The organism is Alkalibacillus sp. S2W (genome assembly GCF_046764385.1).
Classification (GTDB): Bacteria; Bacillota; Bacilli; order Bacillales; family Alkalibacillaceae; genus Alkalibacillus; species Alkalibacillus almallahensis.
In genome coordinates this window covers 1,281,624-1,303,015 of the sequence record NZ_CP177234.1, presented here as the reverse complement: position 1 = coordinate 1,303,015, position 21,392 = coordinate 1,281,624, and the positions used below count along the sequence as shown (strand labels likewise).

At 37.2% G+C, this 21,392-nt stretch carries 25 protein-coding genes; all 25 read right to left on the bottom strand.

Going from position 1 to position 21,392, the window contains the following annotated elements; all coding sequences use genetic code 11:
* Nucleotides 1-15: 15 nt before the first annotated feature.
* Nucleotides 16-684 carry a flagellar type III secretion system pore protein FliP gene (gene fliP, locus ACKXGF_RS07045; RefSeq protein ID WP_411955461.1) on the bottom strand — a complete coding sequence of 223 codons (669 nt, stop codon included), beginning with the start codon at nt 682-684 and terminating at the stop codon, nt 16-18.
* On the bottom strand, nt 677-1,357 hold the full coding sequence (locus ACKXGF_RS07040; protein ID WP_411955460.1) for a flagellar biosynthetic protein FliO: 681 nt from the start codon (nt 1,355-1,357) through the stop codon (nt 677-679). Before ACKXGF_RS07040 ends, fliP begins: the two co-directional genes overlap by 8 nt.
* Nucleotides 1,358-1,379: 22 nt before the next feature.
* Nucleotides 1,380-1,742 carry a response regulator gene (locus ACKXGF_RS07035; protein ID WP_411955459.1) on the bottom strand — a complete coding sequence of 121 codons (363 nt, stop codon included), beginning with the start codon at nt 1,740-1,742 and terminating at the stop codon, nt 1,380-1,382.
* A 21-nt stretch (nt 1,743-1,763) separates the two neighbouring features.
* Nucleotides 1,764-2,987, bottom strand: a complete 1,224-nt coding sequence (fliY, locus tag ACKXGF_RS07030) for a flagellar motor switch phosphatase FliY (protein ID WP_411955458.1) — start codon at nt 2,985-2,987, stop codon at nt 1,764-1,766.
* Nucleotides 2,980-3,978 carry a flagellar motor switch protein FliM gene (gene fliM, locus ACKXGF_RS07025; protein WP_411955457.1) on the bottom strand — a complete coding sequence of 333 codons (999 nt, stop codon included), beginning with the start codon at nt 3,976-3,978 and terminating at the stop codon, nt 2,980-2,982. Before fliM ends, fliY begins: the two co-directional genes overlap by 8 nt.
* A gap of 31 nt (nt 3,979-4,009) precedes the next feature.
* A complete protein-coding gene (locus tag ACKXGF_RS07020) occupies nt 4,010-4,429 on the bottom strand; it encodes a flagellar basal body-associated FliL family protein (RefSeq protein WP_411955456.1) in 420 nt (139 codons plus the stop codon).
* A complete protein-coding gene (locus tag ACKXGF_RS07015) occupies nt 4,413-4,640 on the bottom strand; it encodes a flagellar FlbD family protein (protein ID WP_411955455.1) in 228 nt (75 codons plus the stop codon). Before ACKXGF_RS07015 ends, ACKXGF_RS07020 begins: the two co-directional genes overlap by 17 nt.
* Nucleotides 4,641-4,681: 41 nt before the next feature.
* Complete coding sequence (gene flgG, locus ACKXGF_RS07010) at nt 4,682-5,605, bottom strand: flagellar basal body rod protein FlgG (protein ID WP_411955454.1); 924 nt, start codon at nt 5,603-5,605, stop codon at nt 4,682-4,684.
* A gap of 83 nt (nt 5,606-5,688) precedes the next feature.
* Nucleotides 5,689-6,066, bottom strand: coding sequence for a TIGR02530 family flagellar biosynthesis protein (locus tag ACKXGF_RS07005; protein ID WP_411955453.1), 378 nt, complete (start codon nt 6,064-6,066; stop codon nt 5,689-5,691).
* On the bottom strand, nt 6,059-6,520 hold the full coding sequence (locus ACKXGF_RS07000; protein WP_411955452.1) for a flagellar hook capping FlgD N-terminal domain-containing protein: 462 nt from the start codon (nt 6,518-6,520) through the stop codon (nt 6,059-6,061). Before ACKXGF_RS07000 ends, ACKXGF_RS07005 begins: the two co-directional genes overlap by 8 nt.
* Nucleotides 6,521-6,522: 2 nt before the next feature.
* Nucleotides 6,523-8,046, bottom strand: a complete 1,524-nt coding sequence (locus ACKXGF_RS06995) for a flagellar hook-length control protein FliK (protein ID WP_411955451.1) — start codon at nt 8,044-8,046, stop codon at nt 6,523-6,525.
* Between the two features lie 32 nt (nt 8,047-8,078).
* Nucleotides 8,079-8,657, bottom strand: coding sequence for a MotE family protein (locus ACKXGF_RS06990; protein WP_411955450.1), 579 nt, complete (start codon nt 8,655-8,657; stop codon nt 8,079-8,081).
* A gap of 17 nt (nt 8,658-8,674) precedes the next feature.
* On the bottom strand, nt 8,675-9,115 hold the full coding sequence (fliJ, locus tag ACKXGF_RS06985) for a flagellar export protein FliJ (protein WP_411955449.1): 441 nt from the start codon (nt 9,113-9,115) through the stop codon (nt 8,675-8,677).
* The gene (gene fliI, locus ACKXGF_RS06980) at nt 9,112-10,431 is read right to left on the bottom strand and encodes a flagellar protein export ATPase FliI (RefSeq protein ID WP_411955448.1); all 1,320 of its coding nucleotides are present in this window, start codon (nt 10,429-10,431) and stop codon (nt 9,112-9,114) included. Before fliI ends, fliJ begins: the two co-directional genes overlap by 4 nt.
* A 7-nt stretch (nt 10,432-10,438) precedes the next feature.
* Nucleotides 10,439-11,188: a flagellar assembly protein FliH gene (gene fliH, locus ACKXGF_RS06975; RefSeq protein WP_411955447.1), complete on the bottom strand. Its 750-nt coding sequence runs from the start codon at nt 11,186-11,188 to the stop codon at nt 10,439-10,441.
* Nucleotides 11,181-12,194, bottom strand: coding sequence for a flagellar motor switch protein FliG (gene fliG, locus ACKXGF_RS06970; protein WP_411955446.1), 1,014 nt, complete (start codon nt 12,192-12,194; stop codon nt 11,181-11,183). Before fliG ends, fliH begins: the two co-directional genes overlap by 8 nt.
* 18 nt (nt 12,195-12,212) lie before the next feature.
* The gene (gene fliF, locus ACKXGF_RS06965; RefSeq protein ID WP_411955445.1) at nt 12,213-13,796 is read right to left on the bottom strand and encodes a flagellar basal-body MS-ring/collar protein FliF; all 1,584 of its coding nucleotides are present in this window, start codon (nt 13,794-13,796) and stop codon (nt 12,213-12,215) included.
* Nucleotides 13,797-13,839: 43 nt separating this feature from the next.
* Complete coding sequence (fliE, locus tag ACKXGF_RS06960) at nt 13,840-14,157, bottom strand: flagellar hook-basal body complex protein FliE (protein WP_411955444.1); 318 nt, start codon at nt 14,155-14,157, stop codon at nt 13,840-13,842.
* Nucleotides 14,158-14,167: 10 nt separating this feature from the next.
* On the bottom strand, nt 14,168-14,623 hold the full coding sequence (gene flgC, locus ACKXGF_RS06955; protein WP_411955443.1) for a flagellar basal body rod protein FlgC: 456 nt from the start codon (nt 14,621-14,623) through the stop codon (nt 14,168-14,170).
* A gap of 3 nt (nt 14,624-14,626) precedes the next feature.
* Entirely contained in the window at nt 14,627-15,007 is a 381-nt protein-coding gene (gene flgB / locus ACKXGF_RS06950) for a flagellar basal body rod protein FlgB (protein WP_411955442.1), read from the bottom strand.
* A 220-nt stretch (nt 15,008-15,227) separates the two neighbouring features.
* Entirely contained in the window at nt 15,228-16,007 is a 780-nt protein-coding gene (codY, locus tag ACKXGF_RS06945) for a GTP-sensing pleiotropic transcriptional regulator CodY (protein ID WP_167260035.1), read from the bottom strand.
* Nucleotides 16,008-16,024: 17 nt separating this feature from the next.
* Nucleotides 16,025-17,419, bottom strand: a complete 1,395-nt coding sequence (hslU, locus tag ACKXGF_RS06940; protein WP_411955441.1) for an ATP-dependent protease ATPase subunit HslU — start codon at nt 17,417-17,419, stop codon at nt 16,025-16,027.
* Nucleotides 17,419-17,982, bottom strand: a complete 564-nt coding sequence (gene hslV / locus ACKXGF_RS06935; protein ID WP_167260031.1) for an ATP-dependent protease subunit HslV — start codon at nt 17,980-17,982, stop codon at nt 17,419-17,421. Before hslV ends, hslU begins: the two co-directional genes overlap by 1 nt.
* A 15-nt stretch (nt 17,983-17,997) precedes the next feature.
* Nucleotides 17,998-18,897, bottom strand: a complete 900-nt coding sequence (gene xerC, locus ACKXGF_RS06930) for a tyrosine recombinase XerC (RefSeq protein ID WP_411955440.1) — start codon at nt 18,895-18,897, stop codon at nt 17,998-18,000.
* A gap of 250 nt (nt 18,898-19,147) precedes the next feature.
* Entirely contained in the window at nt 19,148-21,223 is a 2,076-nt protein-coding gene (gene topA, locus ACKXGF_RS06925; protein ID WP_411955439.1) for a type I DNA topoisomerase, read from the bottom strand.
* Nucleotides 21,224-21,392: the final 169 nt, after the last annotated feature.

The window sequence follows — 21,392 nt, the reverse complement described above, 5'->3', positions numbered from 1 at the left end:
TCCTACTTCCTATCACTATATATAACTTTCTAAGACTGAGTGGGTGATTAAATACCAACCATCCACAATAACAAATAACAGGACTTTAAACGGTAATGAGATCATAACTGGTGGTAACATCATCATTCCCATCGACATCAGAACACTGGCTACAGCCATGTCAATAACAAGAAATGGTATAAAAATCATAAAACCCATCTGAAAAGCTGTCTTTAATTCACTAATTACGAAAGCAGGCACCAGAGTGGTTAATGGAATATCTTCGACAGATTCAGGTGTCTCTGCATCCGTATAATCCATAAACAAAGCCAAATCCTGTTGTCTCGTATGTTCAGACATAAAATCTTTGAATGGAATACTTGCTTCATCATAGGCTTCTTCTAAAGTGATTTCATCGTTAAATAACGGTTGTAAGGCTTCCTCATTCACTTCGTATAATGTAGGAGCCATGATGAAAAAGGTTAGAAACAGTGCTAGTCCAATCAACACTTGATTTGGAGGCATTGATTGGGTTGCCAGTGCTGTTCGAACAAATGATAATACGATAACAATACGAGTAAAACTAGTCATTAACACAAGAATACTCGGTGAGAGTGTTAATACGGTTAAAAGTAATAACAATTGAACAGCTGTTGAAATTGTCCCAGGATCATTCTCTGATAATAGATTCATAAATTCATTCATTGCTATCGTCGTCCTTATCTTGATAACGTTTCCTCATACGTTGTCTAGAGTTTTTCATGGTTTCTAACTCTGTTTTAAATTGGTTTTTAGTTTCAGCTTCTTGATAACTATTCTTCCGTTTGTTTTGAAAACTTTGGAAGATCGATTGAAATGACATATTACTTGAAGCCTCTTCAGGCGTCGTCATTAATTGATCAATTGTGTCTTGATCTTCAATTTTTGTTAAATAATTAACGTCATCTCCTACACCAATTAAATAGAATTCATCTCCAACTCGAACAATCTGAGCGGATTTGTTATGTCCTAATGAAACGCCACCTATATTTTCGAGTGCTCGCGTCTGTTGATAGTTTCTAGTTCGCTTTTGAATGAATTTCAATACAATATATATTAAAGCTAATACAAGAACTAAGGCTGCAATCATTCGTAAAAAGTCTAAAAATAGCGACTGATTCGACGAACCAATAGCTTCTTCGTTTTCTGAGCTATCTTCAGTCGGTTGATCCGCAATTGGTTCGTCCGTCTCGTCATTCTCATTTGGACTGTTATTTGACTCTGATTCTAAACAATCAGCCACACTACCATCACACTCTTCATCAGCTACTATCACGATTGGGCTAACGATTAACATCATCAATGCTATCATCCCAACCCAAATAACACGTTTATTCATCGTCTTCCTACCCCACAACCATTTAACTTAATGCTTTACCAATTGCTTCTAGTACACGGTCCGCTTGAAATGGTTTAACAATAAAGTCTTTTGCTCCGGCTTGGATCGCATCGATTACCATAGCTTGTTGACCCATCGCTGAACACATCACAATCTTCGCATTACTGTCTTGACTCATAATTTCTTTCAATGCTTCAATTCCGTCTTTCTCTGGCATCGTAATATCCAGCGTTACTAAATCAGGATTTAACTCTTTATATTGTTCAACGGCCGCTTCACCATTCTCTGCTTCCCCAACTACTTCATAACCATTCTTCTCTAAAATATCCTTGATCATCATACGCATAAATGCTGCATCATCCACGACTAAAATTTGTTGTGCCATAATGTAATCCCCCTAATTTAATTATCGTAATTTTTGAATACGTTCTGCTTGACTTAAAATATCTGATACTCTAACACCAAAGTTTTCATCAATAACAACAACCTCACCTTTGGCAATCAGTTTGTTGTTAACGAGAATATCAACCGGTTCTCCAGCAAGTTTATCAAGTTCGACAATGGAACCCGTGTTGAGTTCTAATATTTCTTTAATACTTTTGCTTGAACGCCCTAATTCAACCGATACATTCAACGGAATATCCATTAATAAATCTAAGTTTCGTTGCTCATCTTGGCCAAGTTGAGGCTGTTTTCCGAACTCTTCAAATTGTGCTTGGTCAACTTGATGATCTTCTCCCTGTTGAAAAGCTTTTTGACCCAGTTGTTGCGAATTTGTCTGCGCTTGTGTTGATTGTTCGCTCGGGTCAGGTTGCGCTTCTGGTTGTTTTTGCTGAGTTTCTTGCTTTGGTTGAGTTGGTTCTTCTTGTTTAGCTGTTTCTGTTTCAACAGGACCTTCCGCGTTTAATAGACTATCAACGAATTCTTTTGCAAAGTCAACAGGCAGTAATTGCATGATATTAGAATCAATTAATTCACCTACTTGCAATTGAAAAGATACGTTGACAAAGTTATCTTCTCTCGGAATATAATCTGTTCCTTCACCTTTTTCTACGTCAAGTACCGTAATATCTGGTGGAGTAATGTCAACGCGTTTATTAAACACTGAAGACATACTAGTTGCAGCAGAACCCATCATTTGGTTCATCGCCTCTTGAACAGCACTTAATTGAATTTCCCCTAATTCTTCAGATGGATTAGTCCCATCACCACCTAACATAAGGTCTGCGATAATCGCAGCATCATGACTCTTGATCACAAATAAGTTCATACCTCTAAACCCATCTGTATAGTCTACCTTGACGGCTACATGCGGTGTAGGAAATTCATCGACAAGTGATTCACTGTCGATTGCCGAAACAACAGGTGTCGTAATCTCTACTTTCTGATTTAATAAAGAAGATAAGGCCGTAGCTGAACTACCGAATGAAATATTACCAATTTCTCCAATGGCATCAATCTCAATATCTGTCAGGAAATCTTGTAATTGACTTGATGTTTGTCCACCCTGATTGGAATTTTCATCTGTCTGATTAGCATTTTGATTGCTGCCAGAGTTCTCTTCATCACTTGAACTGTTCAATAGGGCGTCTATTTCTTCTTGAGATAGCATATTATCATTATTATTCATGGTCATCTTCACCCCTTAATTCATCTAGAATTTGAACAGCCATATGGCGCTTTTGTTTACCAGGCTGAACATTAAATTTTGGCTCATCATTTACATATAACGTAAGCGGATCATCAATAGCTTGATCCAACATGATGACATCATTATCTTTTAAGTTTAAAAATTCTTCTATCGAGATATCGGACTCCCCTAGAATCGCTTTCGCTTCTACATCAACGTGAGTTAAACTTTTCGATAAATGTTGATAATCTTCTGGATTACTTTGCGACTTCTCATTTTGCATCCAATAGTGCACTGAAAGCTTGGAAATAATCGGCTCTAAAACCATGTGAGGTATACAAATATTCATCACACCCGTACTCTCACCAATAGTTGTATTTAAGGAAACGACAACAACTGTCTCGTTCGGCGATACCATTTGAATAAATTGAGGATTTGTTTCAAATTCCTCTAGGGTTAGATCGATATCAACCATCGATCCCCAAGCTTCTTCTAATGATTCAAAAGCTCGCTCAAATAACCGTGACATAATCCTGCTTTCAATTTCAGTTAAATTTTCAACCTTATTTGTTCCAATGCCTTCACCACCTAGAACTCGATCAACTATGGCATAAGCAATATTTGGATTAACTTCATACAATAAGCGCCCTTCAAGTGGATCTACCGAGAAAATATTTAACACGGTTCGCTGTGGCATTGAACGGATAAATTCTTCATAAGGTACTTGGTCTACAGAAGCTACAGTTACTTCAGCATAAGACCTTAACTGTGCTGCAAAAAATGATGTTAGAAGTCGCGCAAAATTTTCATGAATTCGTGTTAATCCACGAACCTGATCTTTTGAAAAGCGTAAGGCTCGCTTGAAATCATAATCACGTATTTTACGTTCATCTGTTTGTTGTTCTTTTAATTCTTCTGCGTCCATTTCACCAGTAGAAATAGCCGACAAAAGCGCGTCAATTTCACCTTGGGACAGAACATCATCCGCCACTTTCATCACCTCCATTGTGGAGTGTTTTCATTTATTGTACTGCCTTCTGGGTAATAAAGACGTTAGTTACTTCACCTTCATCTAGGCGATCATTAATCGCTCCTTTAACATCTTCTCTAACCGATGTTAATTCATTACGGAAATCACTACCCTCAAGTACTGTCAGCTCTTCGATAATCGCATCATTAATAACGAAATGATCACCTGATTTTAACTGTTCGCTCGTGTCTTGATTATCTGTTACTATGCGAAATTGCACACGGATAAACTGTCCATCTGCTAAATCAGTGGTGATCTCATCAGTGACAAATGAACTATCAGCCATATCACTAATTGTCGGTTCACTATCACTCTCATCAAAATCGACATAGATTAATAGAATAATGGCAACAATACCAACAATCGTTAATGTAATGATGGTTGTTAGCATGATCTTAATCGGTTTCGACATCTTCATCAACTACCTTTGCTTGGAGATCAACTAAACCTACTTTTTTATAGAATTCAACTGCTCTTTGAATAATTTCGTCTGTTGATTCTTTTACGAAATAAGTCTTTCCATTTGATAATGTGATTGTCGTATCAGGTAATGCTTGGACCTTTTCTATGTACAATGCATTGACGACGAATTCTTCACCGTTTAAACGGGTTACATCAATCATAAATGATAAGTGGGGCTAAGCGACGTTAGCCCCTTTCCTCCTTATCGTTTTAAGTTTACTAGTTCTTGTAGAATTTCATCTGATGTTGTAATCACACGCGTATTGGCTTGGAAACCACGCTGTGCTGTAATCATTTCGGTGAATTCTTCAGATAAGTCAACGTTCGACATTTCTAAAGCACCAGCGTAAAGGCCACCAGTTCCGCCTTCGCCAGGAGTATTTAAGGAACCACCGATATCTCCGCCACCCATGAGGCCGGCATTATCCGTTAGTGTGAAATTATTACCTCCTGATTTTTCCAATCCTCCAGGGTTAGAAAAATTAGCTAATGTCACCTGACCAGCAACCCGTGCTTGCCCTGCTTCATTGACATAATTCACGACACCATTAGAAGAAATATCGAAGCTTTGTGCACCTTCAGGAATTTGAATTCGACCAGGTGCACCTTCTAAATCAGTTGCTGGGTCTTCTGCATCAGCATCAGTAGCATAATCACCAACCAAGTACTGTCCACTAGAATTAACAATATACCCTTCACCATCTAAATAGAAATTACCCGCTCTGGTGAAATTGATTTCATCAGGATTAGCACTATCCAAATAATTTATTGCATCATCACCGCCACCTGCTGAATTGGTACGAGTCGCTACAGCAAACATCCCGTCCCCTTCAATGGCTAAGTCTAAAGGACGGTTAGTAGTTTGTCGTGTACCTTGTGTGTGAATATTATCGATGCTTCCAGTGTTTGACCCTAAACCAACTTGCATCGGATTTTGACCACCTAATTGGCCATCAGCTGCAGGCGCCGTTGCCCCTTGTGTCGTTTGACTCATTAAGTCAGCAAATGTTTGACGACCTTTTTTAAAGCCAAATGTATTGACGTTTGCGATGTTATTGGACGTTACGTCTAGTTTTTCCTGGAAACCACTCATACCAGATATACCTGTGTAAAATGAACGTATCATGTTTTATGCATCCTCTCTTTTTCTTCAGTTTATTAACTGCTTCTGTCGGTCAGCAGTTTGACGGCTTCCTTTCGGTCCAGCCGTTAATCTTCATTCAAAATAATAGTTCCATTAATATTTGTCAGTAATTGGCTCGAAGCTTCAGATCGGTCCATTGCAGTAACAATCGTATCATTTTTCGCACTTGCAACTAATACCGCATCGTTCATGACAATCGCTGAATCAGTAATTCCTTTTTGTTTGGCTTCGTTCATTTTTGATTCTATTTGTGACCATTGTTGATCACTAATGTGAATCCCACGTTCGTCCAAACGTTTTTGAGCATGTTTGCTGACCTTAATTCCTTCTTCAGCAACTTGTTGTAAAACTGACTTAAATGATTGGTTTTGTGATGGTTCTGTTTTCGTTTTGTTTGGTAAAGGTAATGGCTGTTGATGATAAACTTGATTAATCTTATTCATTGGTGCCACCACTTCCTTGGTTGGATTGACCAATTTGAATGATTTGTGATGCACTAACCTCATCACCATTTTCAAGTGTTAACGCTAAACCATTCTCGCCTTTTCTAACCGATTGCACGACATCAGAATGTTCAACAACATCACCCTCATCATTCATCTGTTCGTAATGGACAGATTGGCCGATTAAATTAGACATTTGTAAGAAGTCTGAGTAACCTTGATTTTGAGTCATTTGTTCAATACTTTCTGCCATCTTTGTTGATTGTTCCAACTCAGAAAAGGTTGCCATTTGTGCTACGAAGTCTTTATCCTTCATTGGGTCTAATGGGTTCTGGTTTTTTAATTGTGTCATTAAAATTTCTAAGAATGCATCTTGTCCCAAACCCTGCTTACCTTCTTGCTTAATGGGTTGCTGATTTTGGGATTGTAGCATTAAGGATTCATCAATTTTCATGTTTACACCTCCTCACTGACTAAAAAGTCTTGGAATGACAGAGGTTGATCTTGCTCTTCATCATCTTGATCAACTAGCTGGTCTTCTTCAAACAGCTGTCCTTCCTGTTCTTCTTGTTCAGCCTGTTCGTCATTCATATGTTGTTTCGTGAAATCTGTATTAGCTTGATCAACACTTCGTTGTTCGACCACCACTTGGTTGGGTTGGAACATATGACGCAATTGGTTGATGTTACTTTCTAACATTTCGCGAGCCGCTTGTGACATCACAGAGATTTTAACGCCCATTTGACCATCTATTTGCATAAATTGCAAGGTCATTTGGCCTAAATTTGCAGGTTTCAATTGGATCGTTAAATTTTGTGCCCCATTAGCTCTACCAAAATTAGAAGATTGAATAATTTTTTGTAATTGCTCAATCATCTGTTGCTGACTACTCATATTACTCGTCGATTGCTGACCATTTGCGCGCGCTAAATGAATCGTAAACTGTTCTAGCTTTGACATCTGATTATTGTCACCAAACAATTGATCTAATCGTGCTGTTGGCATCGTCTGATCACCCGATTGATTATTCAATAATTGATTAAGTGATTGTCTAATCGCCGCAACGTCTTGTTTGTGTTGAACAGATGGTTGATTCAAGTTTTGTTGATTTAATTGTTGTTGTAATTGCTGTAATAATTGCTGCCACTTATTAGATGATCCTGATTGTTGATTAAACGTCATATTCTGTTGTTGGCCAAATAATGATGCGATCACACGAGCTAATGCTTGTTCCGTTTGTTGAACTTGGTTTTGATTGCCAGTCGTTAAAGAATCAATTTGTTGTAAATTAATACTTGGAGTATTGATTAATAACTGACTTACTTCCTGTTGTTGTATGGATTCAAGGATTTCTTGAAGCGAATCTTCATTTAAAGATTCCAAATTCACTTGATCAAGCTCACTTAACAAGGATTTAAATTCGTCTAGTGATAGGCCTAATTGCTCTAAGCTTAGGTTATCGGTTGATTCAATTAAATTTGACAGGTCTTTTTTACTTAATTGACTTAAGTCAACATCTGATTTTGACTGTAATTGCTTTATTGAATCTAATAGTTTCTCTAATGATTGTGATTGATTACTAGGATCAAGATCCGTCATCTGATTATGTGTTTCTAATAGTAGCTTTCCTAAAGCATTTAAATCATCAACGTTTAGTTGATTCATAAAGGAATTAGATTGACCCATAAGCTGATTGATTGTGTTCAATAATTTAGTTGTGTCTTCATCAGAAAGACTTTCAACTACCTTAGTGATATCACCATCTTCGGATTGTAATTCTTCTTGAACCTTCTCAACAATTGATTTAACTTCACTTTCAGACATTGTCTGATTTTTTGGTTCAATGCTTTGAGAACTATGTCTGCTTGATGCACTATCGTAAGCATTTTTAAATCCTTGTCCACTCGGAGATTTTACATTAGCATTATTCATTATTGGTTGGCTTTGAGCTGTTGGCATCATAGCTACGAGTCCATTCATTTTCTCACCCCCTTTCAAAAGGTTGAAATTCATTATTCACCATTTGATCTTTGGACTAGTGCATTAGACAAAGTCGCTGCGAATTCTGCGTCCATCTCTGCGAGAATTGTGCCACGCTCGCCATCATTCATGCCTTCTAGAATATCAAGTACAACCGATTGTTCCATATTGGCCATAACATTTGCCGCACTTTCCTCATTCATCTCAGTAAAAGAACTGGATAATTGTGATATTGATTCTTCTCGGGTTGCTTGAGCTTCTTTTTGAGACTTTAATTGTTCAGTTAATTGATTAATTTCATTAGACAATTCTTCTATTTCTTGATCTTTCGTATTAATCGTTGCTTCTAACTCATCAATAGTCGCCTTTTGATCTTGAATAGTTGCTTCATGATTAGCAATCTGTTGTTCTTGAGTTTCTTGTTCAGGCGTTGAAACAAAAGAACCAACAACCGGCATTTGACTACCATACTCTTGAGTTTTTTCAATCGGATTAACACCTGCAAATGTTGAAATAATTAAGACCAAGGTTATCGCAAAGATAACGGGAATAATAATAACAAATAGAAACCATTGAAATTTACTTGTATTTGTTTCTCTATTTTGATCCATAGCCATACGATCACCTTTTATTTCGCTCTAGAATAATGCTGTACTGCAATTTCATCCAAGAATTCTAACTCTGCTTGTTTATTTAATTGGTGTTGTTTTTCTTTTTTATTATCTATAATTTTATTAATTTTCTTTAATTCTTGATGAGCAGCCTGTACAGCATCCTGCTTCTTATACATGTTCAACCGTGCTTGGTGTACTTTCTTCTGAAGATCACTTTCTTGGTCTTGAATTAAATTGAAATAATTATAATAACTCGTCATCCAGTCGACTTTTATTCCTGATGTCATCTGATTATCTAATTGTTTTTCTAAACCTTCTTTAGATTTAAGTAATTCATACAACTTATTAGCTTCAGTCTCAAAGTGGTCTACAGCGCGGTTATAATTCGATCGTGCATCATCTAATTCTTGTTCACGAACTTGATACAGCTTTTGAAACGTATTTAGATCGTTCATGAATTATCACCATTTTTAAATAGATTTTGTAATTGTTGATAACTTTCTTCAGCCGTTACTGCTTCATTCATTGATTGGGATAGAAATTTCATAATCCTTGGGTAATAAAAGATAGCTTCATCTACTTCAGATGATGACCCTTTTTTATAGGCACCTATTTGAATCAGTTCCCGATTTTCTTCGTATGTAGCTAATAACGATTTAACACGGTGAGCAAGCTGTTGGTGCTCTTGATTAACGATTTTAGACATCAGGCGGCTTATCGATTTCATAATATTAATCGCCGGATATTGCCCTTGTTCAGCAAGCTGACGGTCTAAGACTAGATGGCCATCTAACAGTCCTCTTACAGCATCAGAAATAGGTTCATCTAAATCGTCTCCATCGACTAAAACAGTATAGAAGGCTGTGATACTTCCTTGTTGATCAGGCCCCGTACGTTCTAATAGTTGTGGAAGTAAAGCAAAAACACTTGGCGTATACCCTTTTGTAGTTGGTGGTTCGCCACTAGCTAACCCAAGTTCACGTTGTGCCATCGCAATTCGTGTAATCGAGTCCATCATCAAGTTGACATGATAGCCTTGGTCACGAAAGTATTCAGCAATAGCTGTAGCAGTACTAGCACCTTTAATACGTTGTAACGCTGGCTGATCTGAAGTGGCGACAACAACAATCGATCGTTTTAAGCCTTCAGGTCCCAAGTCATGTTCGATGAACTCCCGAACCTCACGACCACGTTCACCTAATAAAGCAAACACATTAATTTCTGCATCACTATTTTTAGCTAACATCCCAAGCAAGGTACTCTTGCCAACACCACTACCTGCAAAAATACCTATACGTTGCCCTTTACCTACAGTTAAGCAACTATCAATGGCTTTAATTCCAGTTGATACAACCTGGTCAATTGGCGTTCTAGAAAGAGGATTAGGTGATTTCTGTTCTATATCAAACGATGTAAGATTACCTGATAAAGATTGTTCATCTATTGGTTCACCTAATCCGTTTAATACTCTACCTATCAATTCTTCTCCTACTTGAATATGAGGTGTACAATGGGTGGATTCTACTAAACTATCAGGTCCGATTTTATTCGTTTGCTCATATGGCATAAGTAAGACATTCTGATCTTGAAATCCTACTACTTCAGCCTTGATTGCATCACCTTGCTGACCGCTATAGATAAAACAAACATCACCAATATTTGTCTCAGGCCCTTTCGATTCGATCAGCAAACCAACACTTCTATTCACTCTTCCATATCGTTTAACTGTGTTAGTTTGTTCGATTTGATTTAAGATACTTTCAACGACCATAGTATGATTACCTCTCCACTTCATTAAGTAAAGTCCGTTTTAACTCATTGAGTTGAGTATCAATCGATGTATCAATTTGACCTTGTTCTGTTTCAATAACACAACCAAATTCTTCAATAGATTTTTTAGGATAGATTGATAGAGTTGAATAATTATTAAGCATTGCTTGTAGTGATTCTTTATGATCTAACACCATTTGAAATTGGGTTACATGGACATATACTTTAATTTCTGGCTGATCTGATACTTCTTCTATTGCCTCTTGTATAATTGGCATCAGCCTTGATTCATTTTCTTGCAAATGTTGGTGGACTATTTTTTCTGCAGCTTTCATGGCAATCAATAAAATTGTATCTTCTGCAGATTTAATATGTTCGTGATAATCAAGGTTCGTCTTTTCTATAACAGAATTTGCTTTATCAATTAACTCATTATATTGAGTTTCACCTAGCTTTTCACCTTTTTGAAACCCTTCTTGATAGCCTTGGTCATGAGCCTGTTTATAAGCTGTTTCTTTCTCCTGTTCGAATTGCTCTCGTTCTTGATTGACTTGATTATGTGCGTCGTTAATAATCTGTTCAGCTTGTTGTTTTGCATCTGCTAGTTTTTTTTCTGCTTCTGCTAATTTTTCATTAAGAATCGCTTCTGTATCAACTTCATGATCATTATGTATTTCAGGTTCTTGTTGAACCTGAATGGGTTTTAATTGAATCGTTTTATGTTCATCACTCTTTGAAGAACGGTATAGATTAGACAATGATATCGTCACCTCCACCACGTGCGATAACAATCTCACCCATCTCCTCTAAGCGGCGGATCGTACCAACGATACGTGTTTGAGCCTCTTCCACATCCTTCAATCGAACAGGTCCCATGATCTCAATTTCTTCTTTCATCGTTTCAGCCATTCGATTAGACATATTATTAAATAATGTTTCTTTTACTTCATCACTTGCCACTTTGAGTGATAACATTAAGTCTTCATTTTCAGTATCACGAATTACGCGTTGAATAGCACGATTGTCTAGGGTCACAATATCTTCAAATACAAACATACGTTTCTTGATATCTTCTGCTAAATCAGGATCTTGTACTTCTAAGTCATCTAAAATCGTACGTTCAGTTGTACGATCAACGCTATTTAGAATGTTGACAATAGACTCAATTCCACCTGCTTCAGCATAATCATCTGTCACAGTCGTGGATAGTTTTTTCTCGAGTAAATGTTCAACCTCATTAACAATTTCCGGAGATGTTGATTGCATGACAGCTATTCGTCTTGCTATATCTGACTGAGATTCCTCAGGTAAATTTGATAAAATTTGGGATGATTGTTCAGCATCTAAATACGATAAGACTAAAGCAATTGTTTGAGGATGCTCATTTTGAATAAAGTTATAGATTTGACCAGCATCTGCTTTACGTGCAAAATCAAATGGTTTGACTTGAAGTGAAGTGGTCAAACGATCGATGATCTTACCAGCTTTATCATCTCCTAATGCCTTTTCGAGTACGGTCTTTGCGTAGTTAATTCCGCCTTGAGCAATGTAATCTTGAGCGACAGCTATTTGATGAAATTCATCCATAATGTCGTCTTTTTGTTCTGAATCCACTTTCTTTACAGATGAAATTTCAAGGGTTAATTGCTCAATTTCTTCTTCAGTTAAATGTTTATAAACCTCTGCAGACACATCTGGTCCTAAAGAAATGAGGAGTGCTGCCGCTTTTTGTTTTCCAGATAAATCTTTCTTCTGAGCAGTCATATGACGCCTACTCCCCCTTTAATCATCAATCCATGAGCGAAGTAACTTAGCGAAATCTTCTGGTTTATCTTTCGCCATTTGTTCAAGTTGTTTTCGTCTAACATCAGATTCTGTTTCTTCTCGTTCTAGTGTATAATCACGTTCTTCTTGGGTGACTCGTTGTTCAACAACTTCATCGACTTCTTCGTTTTGATTGCGTCTTCTTAATAGAATGAATAGAAGAATAACAACAGCTAAAATCAATAAAGCTCCGGCTATATACATCCAAGTTGGAATCCCTGCGCCACCTGATTCAAATTCAGGAGCACCAGAAAATTCTTGGAATACGATTGAATATTTGTCTGCTGGGTCAAACGTATCTTCTTCACCTGGGATCGATGTTTCAACAACTGTTGATAAAATTGATTGAACATCCTCCTCAACAGCTAACTGTTCTTCTTCGCTTAATTGCACCATTTCACCCGTATCATTTTCTATGGTATTATCAACAGCCACTTGAATACCTAGATCTCGTATTTCATAAGGACTCTCTACAATTTCATTACGGACACGATTGAATTCATTGTTAATCGTTTCACGAACATTTTCATATTCAGAGACTTCTTCTCCATCTTCTGTAACAGCTGGTAATTCAGGTATATCACCTTCACCATCAACCATGTCTCCACCGTCATAACCCGTATAAGTTTCAGTTACACGTTCAACACTGACAGGTAATCCTTCCATTGTTTCCATATCAACTGGTTTGACCAGTTGCTCGACTGTATTCTCTTGGGAGAAATCTATATCGGATGAAACAGAAACAACGACTTTGTTTTGTCCCATCATCGTTCCTAGCATTTTCTGGACTTCACGTTGAATATCTTGTTCAATATTATCTTTAATTTGTTGATTTTCGGCATATGTACTACTAGTACCAGTTCCAGAACCTTCTAAGTCATAATAGTTAAAATTTTGATCCATAATAGCAATGTTTTCAGGTTTAAGGTTTGGTACAGCTTTTGAAACCATGTGATACAAACTTTGTACTTGACTTTGATCAAATGAGTTTCCGTAGCCTGTATTAATCGTTACTGAGGCTGATGCTTCACCTGTTTGATCTGCAACAAAGACAGATTCTTCGGCTTCATTAATTAATACATTCGCCTCTGAAATACCTGAAATACTCGTGATCAAATTGGATAACTCTGTTTGTAAAGCATCACGTTCGATAATTTGTCTTTCTTCATCAGTCATACCCCAAGAGACATTATCACTAAAAAATGAGTAGTCAATATTTCCAGTGTCCGGAATCCCTTGGGCTGCTAAATCAACAACCAACTCATCAGATTGTTCTTCAGGGACAAGGATTGTTGTCCCTCCATCCTCTAGTTCATGTGGTACGCCTTGAGATTGTAATTCTTCTCGCAAACTCCCAGATTCCTCTACCGTTAAATTGCTGTATAGAGGAACCATATTGGGTGAACTTGCAAATAGGGTCAAAGAAATGATCAGTACAATAATCCCCAAAGTACCTGCAAGGATGAGTGATTTCTGAGGAGTTGTTCTTGTTTTCCAAAACTCTGTTACTTTATTTCTATATGTCTTTATTGTTTCGTTCATTGTAGTCCTCCGACTCTCAGAAAATCTTCACCAATTGGTTATTTTAAAGTTGCATACGCATGACTTTGTTATAAGCTTCTACAGCCTTGTTTTGTACTTCAGTAGCTGTTTGTAAAGTCACACTAGCTTTTTCCGCCGCGATCATGACATTATGTAAATTATCAGCTTCACCATTCACAAGAGCATTTGTTTGCTGATTAGATGCTTGTTGAGTTTCATTTACTTGATTAATCGCGTTCTTTAACTCTTTCGCGAAGTTTTGTTGAACATCACTTGCACTGACTGAGTTTTTTTGTTGAGTTTGTTGCTTAGCGATCTCGCCAGTTGCTTGAGTGAAAAATTGTGGATCTATCGGTTTCATTCAAATCACCTTACCTTCCTATCTCTAAGGATTTCATCATCATTCCTTTTGATGCATTTAAAGCCGTTACATTCGCTTCATAAGCACGTGAAGTTGACATGAGCTCTAACATCTCTTCTAATGGATTAACATTAGGCTTTTGAACATAACCTTCTTCATTCGCATCAGGATGTGATGGATTATAAACTTGTTGAAAAGGAGATGGGTCTTCTTCAACCGAATTAATACGAACCCCTCCACCAGGGTTGTCACTTCGGTTTAATGATTTTTGTAAGAATGAGTCAAAACTTGCACCTCTCGATTCTTGGGATACAATTTTACGTCGATACGGTTCCCATTCACCATCTTCGTTTAATTCAGCACGTGTCGTATCGGCATTGGCAATGTTTGACGACACAACATCCATTTTAAAACGGTTAGCTGTTAAAGCACTTGCGTTCGTATTCATACCTGAAAAAATACTCATGATTTATCTACCTCCTACGACGGACTTAAGTGAACTGAATTTACCGTTAATTCGTTCAGTTAATGCTTCATAATACAGTTGATTTTGTGCTAATTCATTCATTTCTTTATCAATATCGACACTGTTTCCATTATGGTTATATGTCGTATTTTGTCTAGAAGTCACATTAAATGATGATTCCTGGTTAGAAAAAGGAATATGTTGTTGCTCAGTACGTTTTGCTTCAAAACTTGCAGCATTTAAATGATCCTTAAAATTTACATGTTTAGCTTTATAACCCGGGGTATCAACATTTGCAATATTATTCCCAATAGTTTGATTCCTAGCTGAAGAATAATTAAGTCCTTGCTCTAAGTTACTAATCGTTTGACCAAATAAACTCAATCGACCCCCACCTTTCCTTTTAAATTTTCGAATTAATATGTATTGTCGCATTTCCTTATATTATTGCATAGATTCTCAAAAAATAACACAGAGTTTCGCTCAAAAATTTTTATATTTTGTCGATATAAATAGATCTGGTTCTATAGGACTAGTAAAAATATACTATATTTTAACTAAAAAAAGGATAGCGGATTATGATCAGCTATCCTTTAGTCTTAGTTTATAGCATATTGACTTTTTCTAATTCTACTAAGAATTTGTCATTTAATACTTTAATATACGTTCCTTTCATTCCTAGTGACCGTGACTCAATGACGCCTGCACTTTCTAGCTTACGTAATGCATTCACAATCACTGAACGTGTAATGCCCACACGATCTGCTACCTTACTAGCTACAAGCAGTCCTTCGTTTCCTTCTAATTCATTAAAGATGTGTTCAATCGCTTCAAGTTCACTATATGATAATGAATTGATCGCCATTTGAACAACAGCTTTACTGCGAGCTTCTTCTTCAATTTGCTCAGATTTTTGATGTAAGATTTCCATGCCTACAACCGTAGCACCATATTCAGCTAATAAAAGGTCATCTTCTTCAAAAGACTCTTCGATTCGACTTAGAATAAGCGTCCCTAGTCGTTCACCGCCGCCAATAATCGGTGTAATTGTTGTTAAACCATTTTGAAATAACTCTTTGTTTTCAACTGGGAAAGCTGTGTACTCACTATCAATGTCAATATTGGCTGTTGTTTCTTGAATACTAAATAAATTGTTTGTATATTCTTCTGGGAACTGGCGCTCTTCTAACATCGTTTTCATTCGTTCGTTTTCAATCTCTTGTTTAATAGCAAAACCTAATAACTTACCTTTACGACTCAATACAAAGATGTTCGCTCCGATCACATCACGCAATGTAGCAGACATGTCGTTGAAGTTAACGGCTTTCCCTTGTGTTTTTTGAAGCATTGCATTAATCACGCGTGCTTTTTCTAATAAATTCATCTTTCATTCCTCCTAGATTATAAGATATATTCAGATAGATCTTTATTTTTAACGATGGAAGATAACTTGTCATCTACGTAAGGTGCTGTGATCTCGATTTTTTCCATCGTGATATCTGGCGCCTCAAATGATAGGTCTTCTAATAATTTTTCCATTATAGTGTGTAGACGTCTTGCACCTATATTATCTGTTTCCTGGTTCACTTCGAACGCAATTTCAGCGATCCGTTCAATTGCTTCTTCCGTAAACTCAACACGAATACCTTCTGTTTCAAGAAGCGCGGTATATTGTTTGATAATCGCATTAGACGGTTCCGTTAAGATGTTGATAAAGTCTTGAACAATTAGCTTATTCAATTCAACACGAATCGGGAAACGACCTTGTAATTCAGGGATTAAATCAGACGGTTTCGCCGTATGAAATGCTCCAGCTGTAATAAATAACATGTAATCCGTTTTAAGTGCTCCATACTTGGTCATAATCGTGGAACCTTCAACGATTGGTAAGATGTCACGCTGAACACCTTCTCGCGAAACATTCGCTTGTTTATTATCTTGACCACAAACTTTGTCAATTTCATCAATGAAGATAATGCCCGATTGTTCAGCTTGCTCAATAGCCTTCTGGTGAACTTCATCCATATCGATTAATTTTTCTGCTTCAGTCTGAGTTAGGACTTCACGAGCATCTTTAACAGGTAGTTTTCGCTTTTTGGTCTTATTCGGCATGAACTGACTGAGTGCATCTTGCATATTCATACCCATTTGTTCCATACCCGAACCTTGTAACATGTCAAACATTGACGATTGTTGTTCTTCGACCTCAATGGTCACTGTTTCATTTTCTAGTTGTCCTTGATCAAGTTGCGTTTTTACTTGTCGGCGTTTATTCGCATAATTTTCTTGTTCTTCAGCGGCTTCTTCTGGCTGTTGTTGCTGCTGATTAAACAACATTTCTAATGGATTTTTAGAAGCTTGATTTGATTGCTTTTTCTTACCGCCAACAAGTAAGTCTACTAATTGTTCGTTAGCGGCTTCACGCGCTCTAGTCTGAACTTCTAGCATCTTTTCTTCTCGTACCATGCGGACGCTAGTCTCAACAAGATCACGAACCATTGATTCGACATCTCGACCAACATAACCAACCTCTGTAAATTTAGTCGCTTCTACTTTAGAAAATGGTGCCCCAACTAACTTAGCTAAACGACGAGCTAATTCTGTTTTACCAACACCTGTTGGGCCAATCATTAGAATGTTTTTCGGGACAATTTCATCTCGCATCTCTTCAGATAAATTCATCCGACGATACCGATTTCTTAATGCAACGGCTAAAGCTCGTTTAGCATCAGTTTGACCGATAATATATTGATCCAGTTGGTCTACAATTTGTTTAGGTGTTGCTTTTGTACTCATTAATGAGAATCTCCTTTATTGTCTAGTGTCTCTAAAATAATTTCGTCATTGGTATAGACACAAACTTCACTTGCAATTTGTAGAGCGGCCTGCGCAATATTTGCTGCGGATTGATCTTCAGAATAACGTTTTAATGCACGCCCGGCACTTAAGGCATAATGACCTCCTGAGCCAATCGCTAAAATATCATCATCTGGTTCGATCACTTCACCCGTCCCTGAAACTAGCAACATTTGATCTTCATTCATGACAATCAACATTGCTTCAAGGCGACGTAACACTTTATCGCTTCGCCATTCTTTGGCTAATTCAACTGCAGAGCGACTAAGATTACCATTATACTGTTCTAACTTAGCTTCAAACTTTTCGGATAATGTAAAAGCATCAGCAACTGAACCAGCAAAGCCAGCTAAAACTTGACCATGATATAATCTTCTTACTTTTTTAGCTTTATGTTTCATAACGACAGCATTACCAAATGTAACTTGTCCGTCGCCTGACATTGCAGCTTGACCTTTGTGGCGCACTGCAAAAATCGTTGTAGCATGAAACGATTGTTCCATTTTATCCCTCTTTCACTACGCTCGTGGATGAGCATTGTTATAAATGTTTTGTAAATAATCCTTGGTAACATGGGTATAAATTTGAGTTGATGACAGACTTTCGTGTCCGAGTAATTCTTGGACTGAGCGCATATCTGCACCTTGATTTAGTAAATGCGTTGCAAAAGTATGCCTTAACTTATGGGGATGAATAGTACTTGTTATAGCGGCACGTTTCATCATTTCATTTAAAATATAGCGTACACCTTCGTCAGTTAAAGGATCACCTCGGTGATTCAAAAACACATAATCAGACGTCTCATTCGCTTTATCGGCTAATTCAATTCGACCATCATGTAAGTATGTAACTAAGGCGTCTTCAGCATACGCTCCAAATGGAACATAACGCTGCTTCTTTCCCTTCCCTTGTACTAGAACTGTTTTTAAGGAAAAATCGAAATTGTCTTGTTTCATTTGAACAAGTTCACTCACACGAACACCTGTCGCATAGAGCATTTCGACAATGGCTTGATTTCGTTGACCAAGTGGTGTACTTACATCTTCAGTTTCAAACAATTTAGCTAATTCTTCCTCATAAAAAAATTGAGGTATTTTCCGGTCACGCTTAGGTGATGAAACATACTCGATCGGATTAACACTAACAAAGCCTTCTTTCTCTAAAAATGTATAAAAAGATCTCAGGCTTGATAATTTACGTGAAACCGATACTCGAGAAAGACCTTCTTCGTATAGTTCCGTTAAATAGATACGAAGATCGGACTGTTTAATCTCAGAAAATCCATCAATCTGTTCTTTCGTGATAAAGCGAGAGAATTGATCTAAATCAGTCATATACTGATCAACCGTATATGAGGATGCATGACGTTCTACCACTAGAAATTGTTTGAAATCATGCAATAGCTTTTCTGACGTCACAAAGACTCCTCCCCCTTAGCTTTACCATTTAAAATTTTATCAAACTTTTCAAAATAATACAACAATTTTCACATTGTTGTCACTTTTTGCTGAGCACCGTCATTTCAATTATGAAGCTTACTCACCAATAGCAAATTTTAAACGAAGTGAAATTGTGTGTCAATTTAAAATACTTAACTATTTTCATCTTTCACAATTTGTTTTAAAAATATACAAAAAAAGAGCTAACGAATAACGTTAGCCCCTCATATTATGATTGTTCAGTTTCGCTATAATCACATTCTGTACATTTAACTTGTGTGCTTTTCTTTTGTTTCTTTTCAACCATTAACGAGGCACATTTTGGACACGGTCTTTGAATCGGTTTATCCCAAGAGATGAACTCACACTCAGGATACTGATCACATCCGTAAAACGTACGATTTTTCTTACTTTTGCGCTCTACAATACTACCTTTTTCGCAACGCGGACAATCAACACCAATCTCTTTCAAGATTGGCTTAGTATTGCGGCAATCAGGGAAGTTCGAACATGCCATGAACTTACCGTATCGTCCCATCTTATAAACCATATCGTGACCACATTTTTCACAGTTTTCACCAGCAGGTTCATCTCGAACTTCAATTTTTTCGATTTCTTCTTCTGCCTTTTCTAAGCGTTTTTCAAAATCTTGATAGAAGTCATCAATGATTTTACGCCACTCTTTTTCGCCATCTTCTACACTATCTAAATTGTTTTCCATATCTACTGTAAATTGAACATTAATGATTTCAGGGAAATATTGTTCTAATAAATCAATGACGATCGTTCCAAGCTCAGTTGGAACAAAGCGACGATTATCTAAGGCGACATACCCTCTGCGTTGAATAGTATCTAAAGTCGGTGCATAGGTTGATGGTCGTCCGATTCCTTTCTCTTCAAGCGTGCGAACTAAGCGAGCCTCCGTATAGCGTGGAGGTGGTTGTGTGAAGTGCTGATTAGGTGTAATATCCTGCGCTGTTACTTGATCCCCTTCTTCTAAAGGCGGCAACATTTTCTGCTCATCTTTCTTTTTATCATCTTGACCTTCAACATAAACTTCCATAAAGCCTTTAAATTTAACTTGAGATCCTGTCGCGCGGAATTCTACCCCGTTATTCATAAGGTGAGCTGTCACGGTATCAAGCACGGCTGGTGCCATCTGACTAGCCACAAACCGTTCCCAAATTAATTTATACAACTTATATTGATCATTAGATAACTTGGGCTTGATGGCTGTTGGCTCTTTATGAATAGCCGTCGGTCTAATGGCTTCGTGCGCATCTTGAGAGCGTTCATCATTTTTAGCTTGTTTTTGTTTGCCTAAATGAGACTGACCAAACTTCGCTTCGATTAATTCAGCAGCTTCATTTTTAGCTGTATTAGATATACGAGTTGAGTCTGTACGCATATAAGTGATTAAACCTGTCGTTCCATCTTTACCACCTAAATTTATACCTTCGTATAATTGTTGAGCAATCATCATCGTCTTTTTAGCTCTGAAATTCAATTTCCGGAAAGCTTCCTGTTGTAATGAGGAAGTGGTAAAAGGTGAAGATGGATTTCGTTTACGTTCACGTTTATTCACGCTTTGAACGTCAAATGTTTCTCCATCTAGTCTGTTCAATATTTTTTGTACATCTTCTTCATTTTTCAGATCTGTTTTTTCACCATCAATTCCATGGAACTTGGCTTCGAATTTTTTCTTTTTGTGAGTAAACTCTGAAGTAATTGACCAATATTCTTCTGGCACAAAATTATTAATTTCATTCTCACGATCAATAATCAGTTTAACGGCAACAGATTGAACACGACCTGCACTTAATCCCTTTTTGATTTTCTTCCATAATAATGGACTAATATTGTAACCGACGAGACGATCTAATACTCGACGAGCTTGTTGAGCATTGACTAAGTCCATGTCAACCTCTCGTGGTTCTTTAAACGATTCTTTAATGGCTTCTTTCGTAATTTCATTAAAAACGACTCGACATTTCGCGCCTTCTTCAATTCCTAAACTGTGGGCAAGATGCCATGCAATGGCTTCACCTTCACGGTCAGGGTCGGCTGCGAGATAAACTTTTTTAGCTTTTTTAGCTGACTTTTTTAAATCATCTAATACTGGCCCTTTTCCTCTTATCGTAATATATTTCGGATCATAATCATTTTCTACATCGACTCCCATCTTACTTTTTGGTAAATCGATGACATGTCCCATTGATGCTTTAACTTTGTATTTTTTGCCTAGATAACGTTCAATTGTTTTGGCCTTTGCGGGCGATTCTACAATAACTAGATAATCTGACATGTTTGATGCCTCCTACGAGGTGATTTCGTGTGTTTACGTCATATTATAGTTGTCAAAATGGTATTTGCATTAATCGCTTGTTCTACAAATTCACCTTGCATTATAATCTCATTCATTATTAAATAACTTCTATGCATTTGTCAAACGGTTAAACGAAAAAATGTTCGAC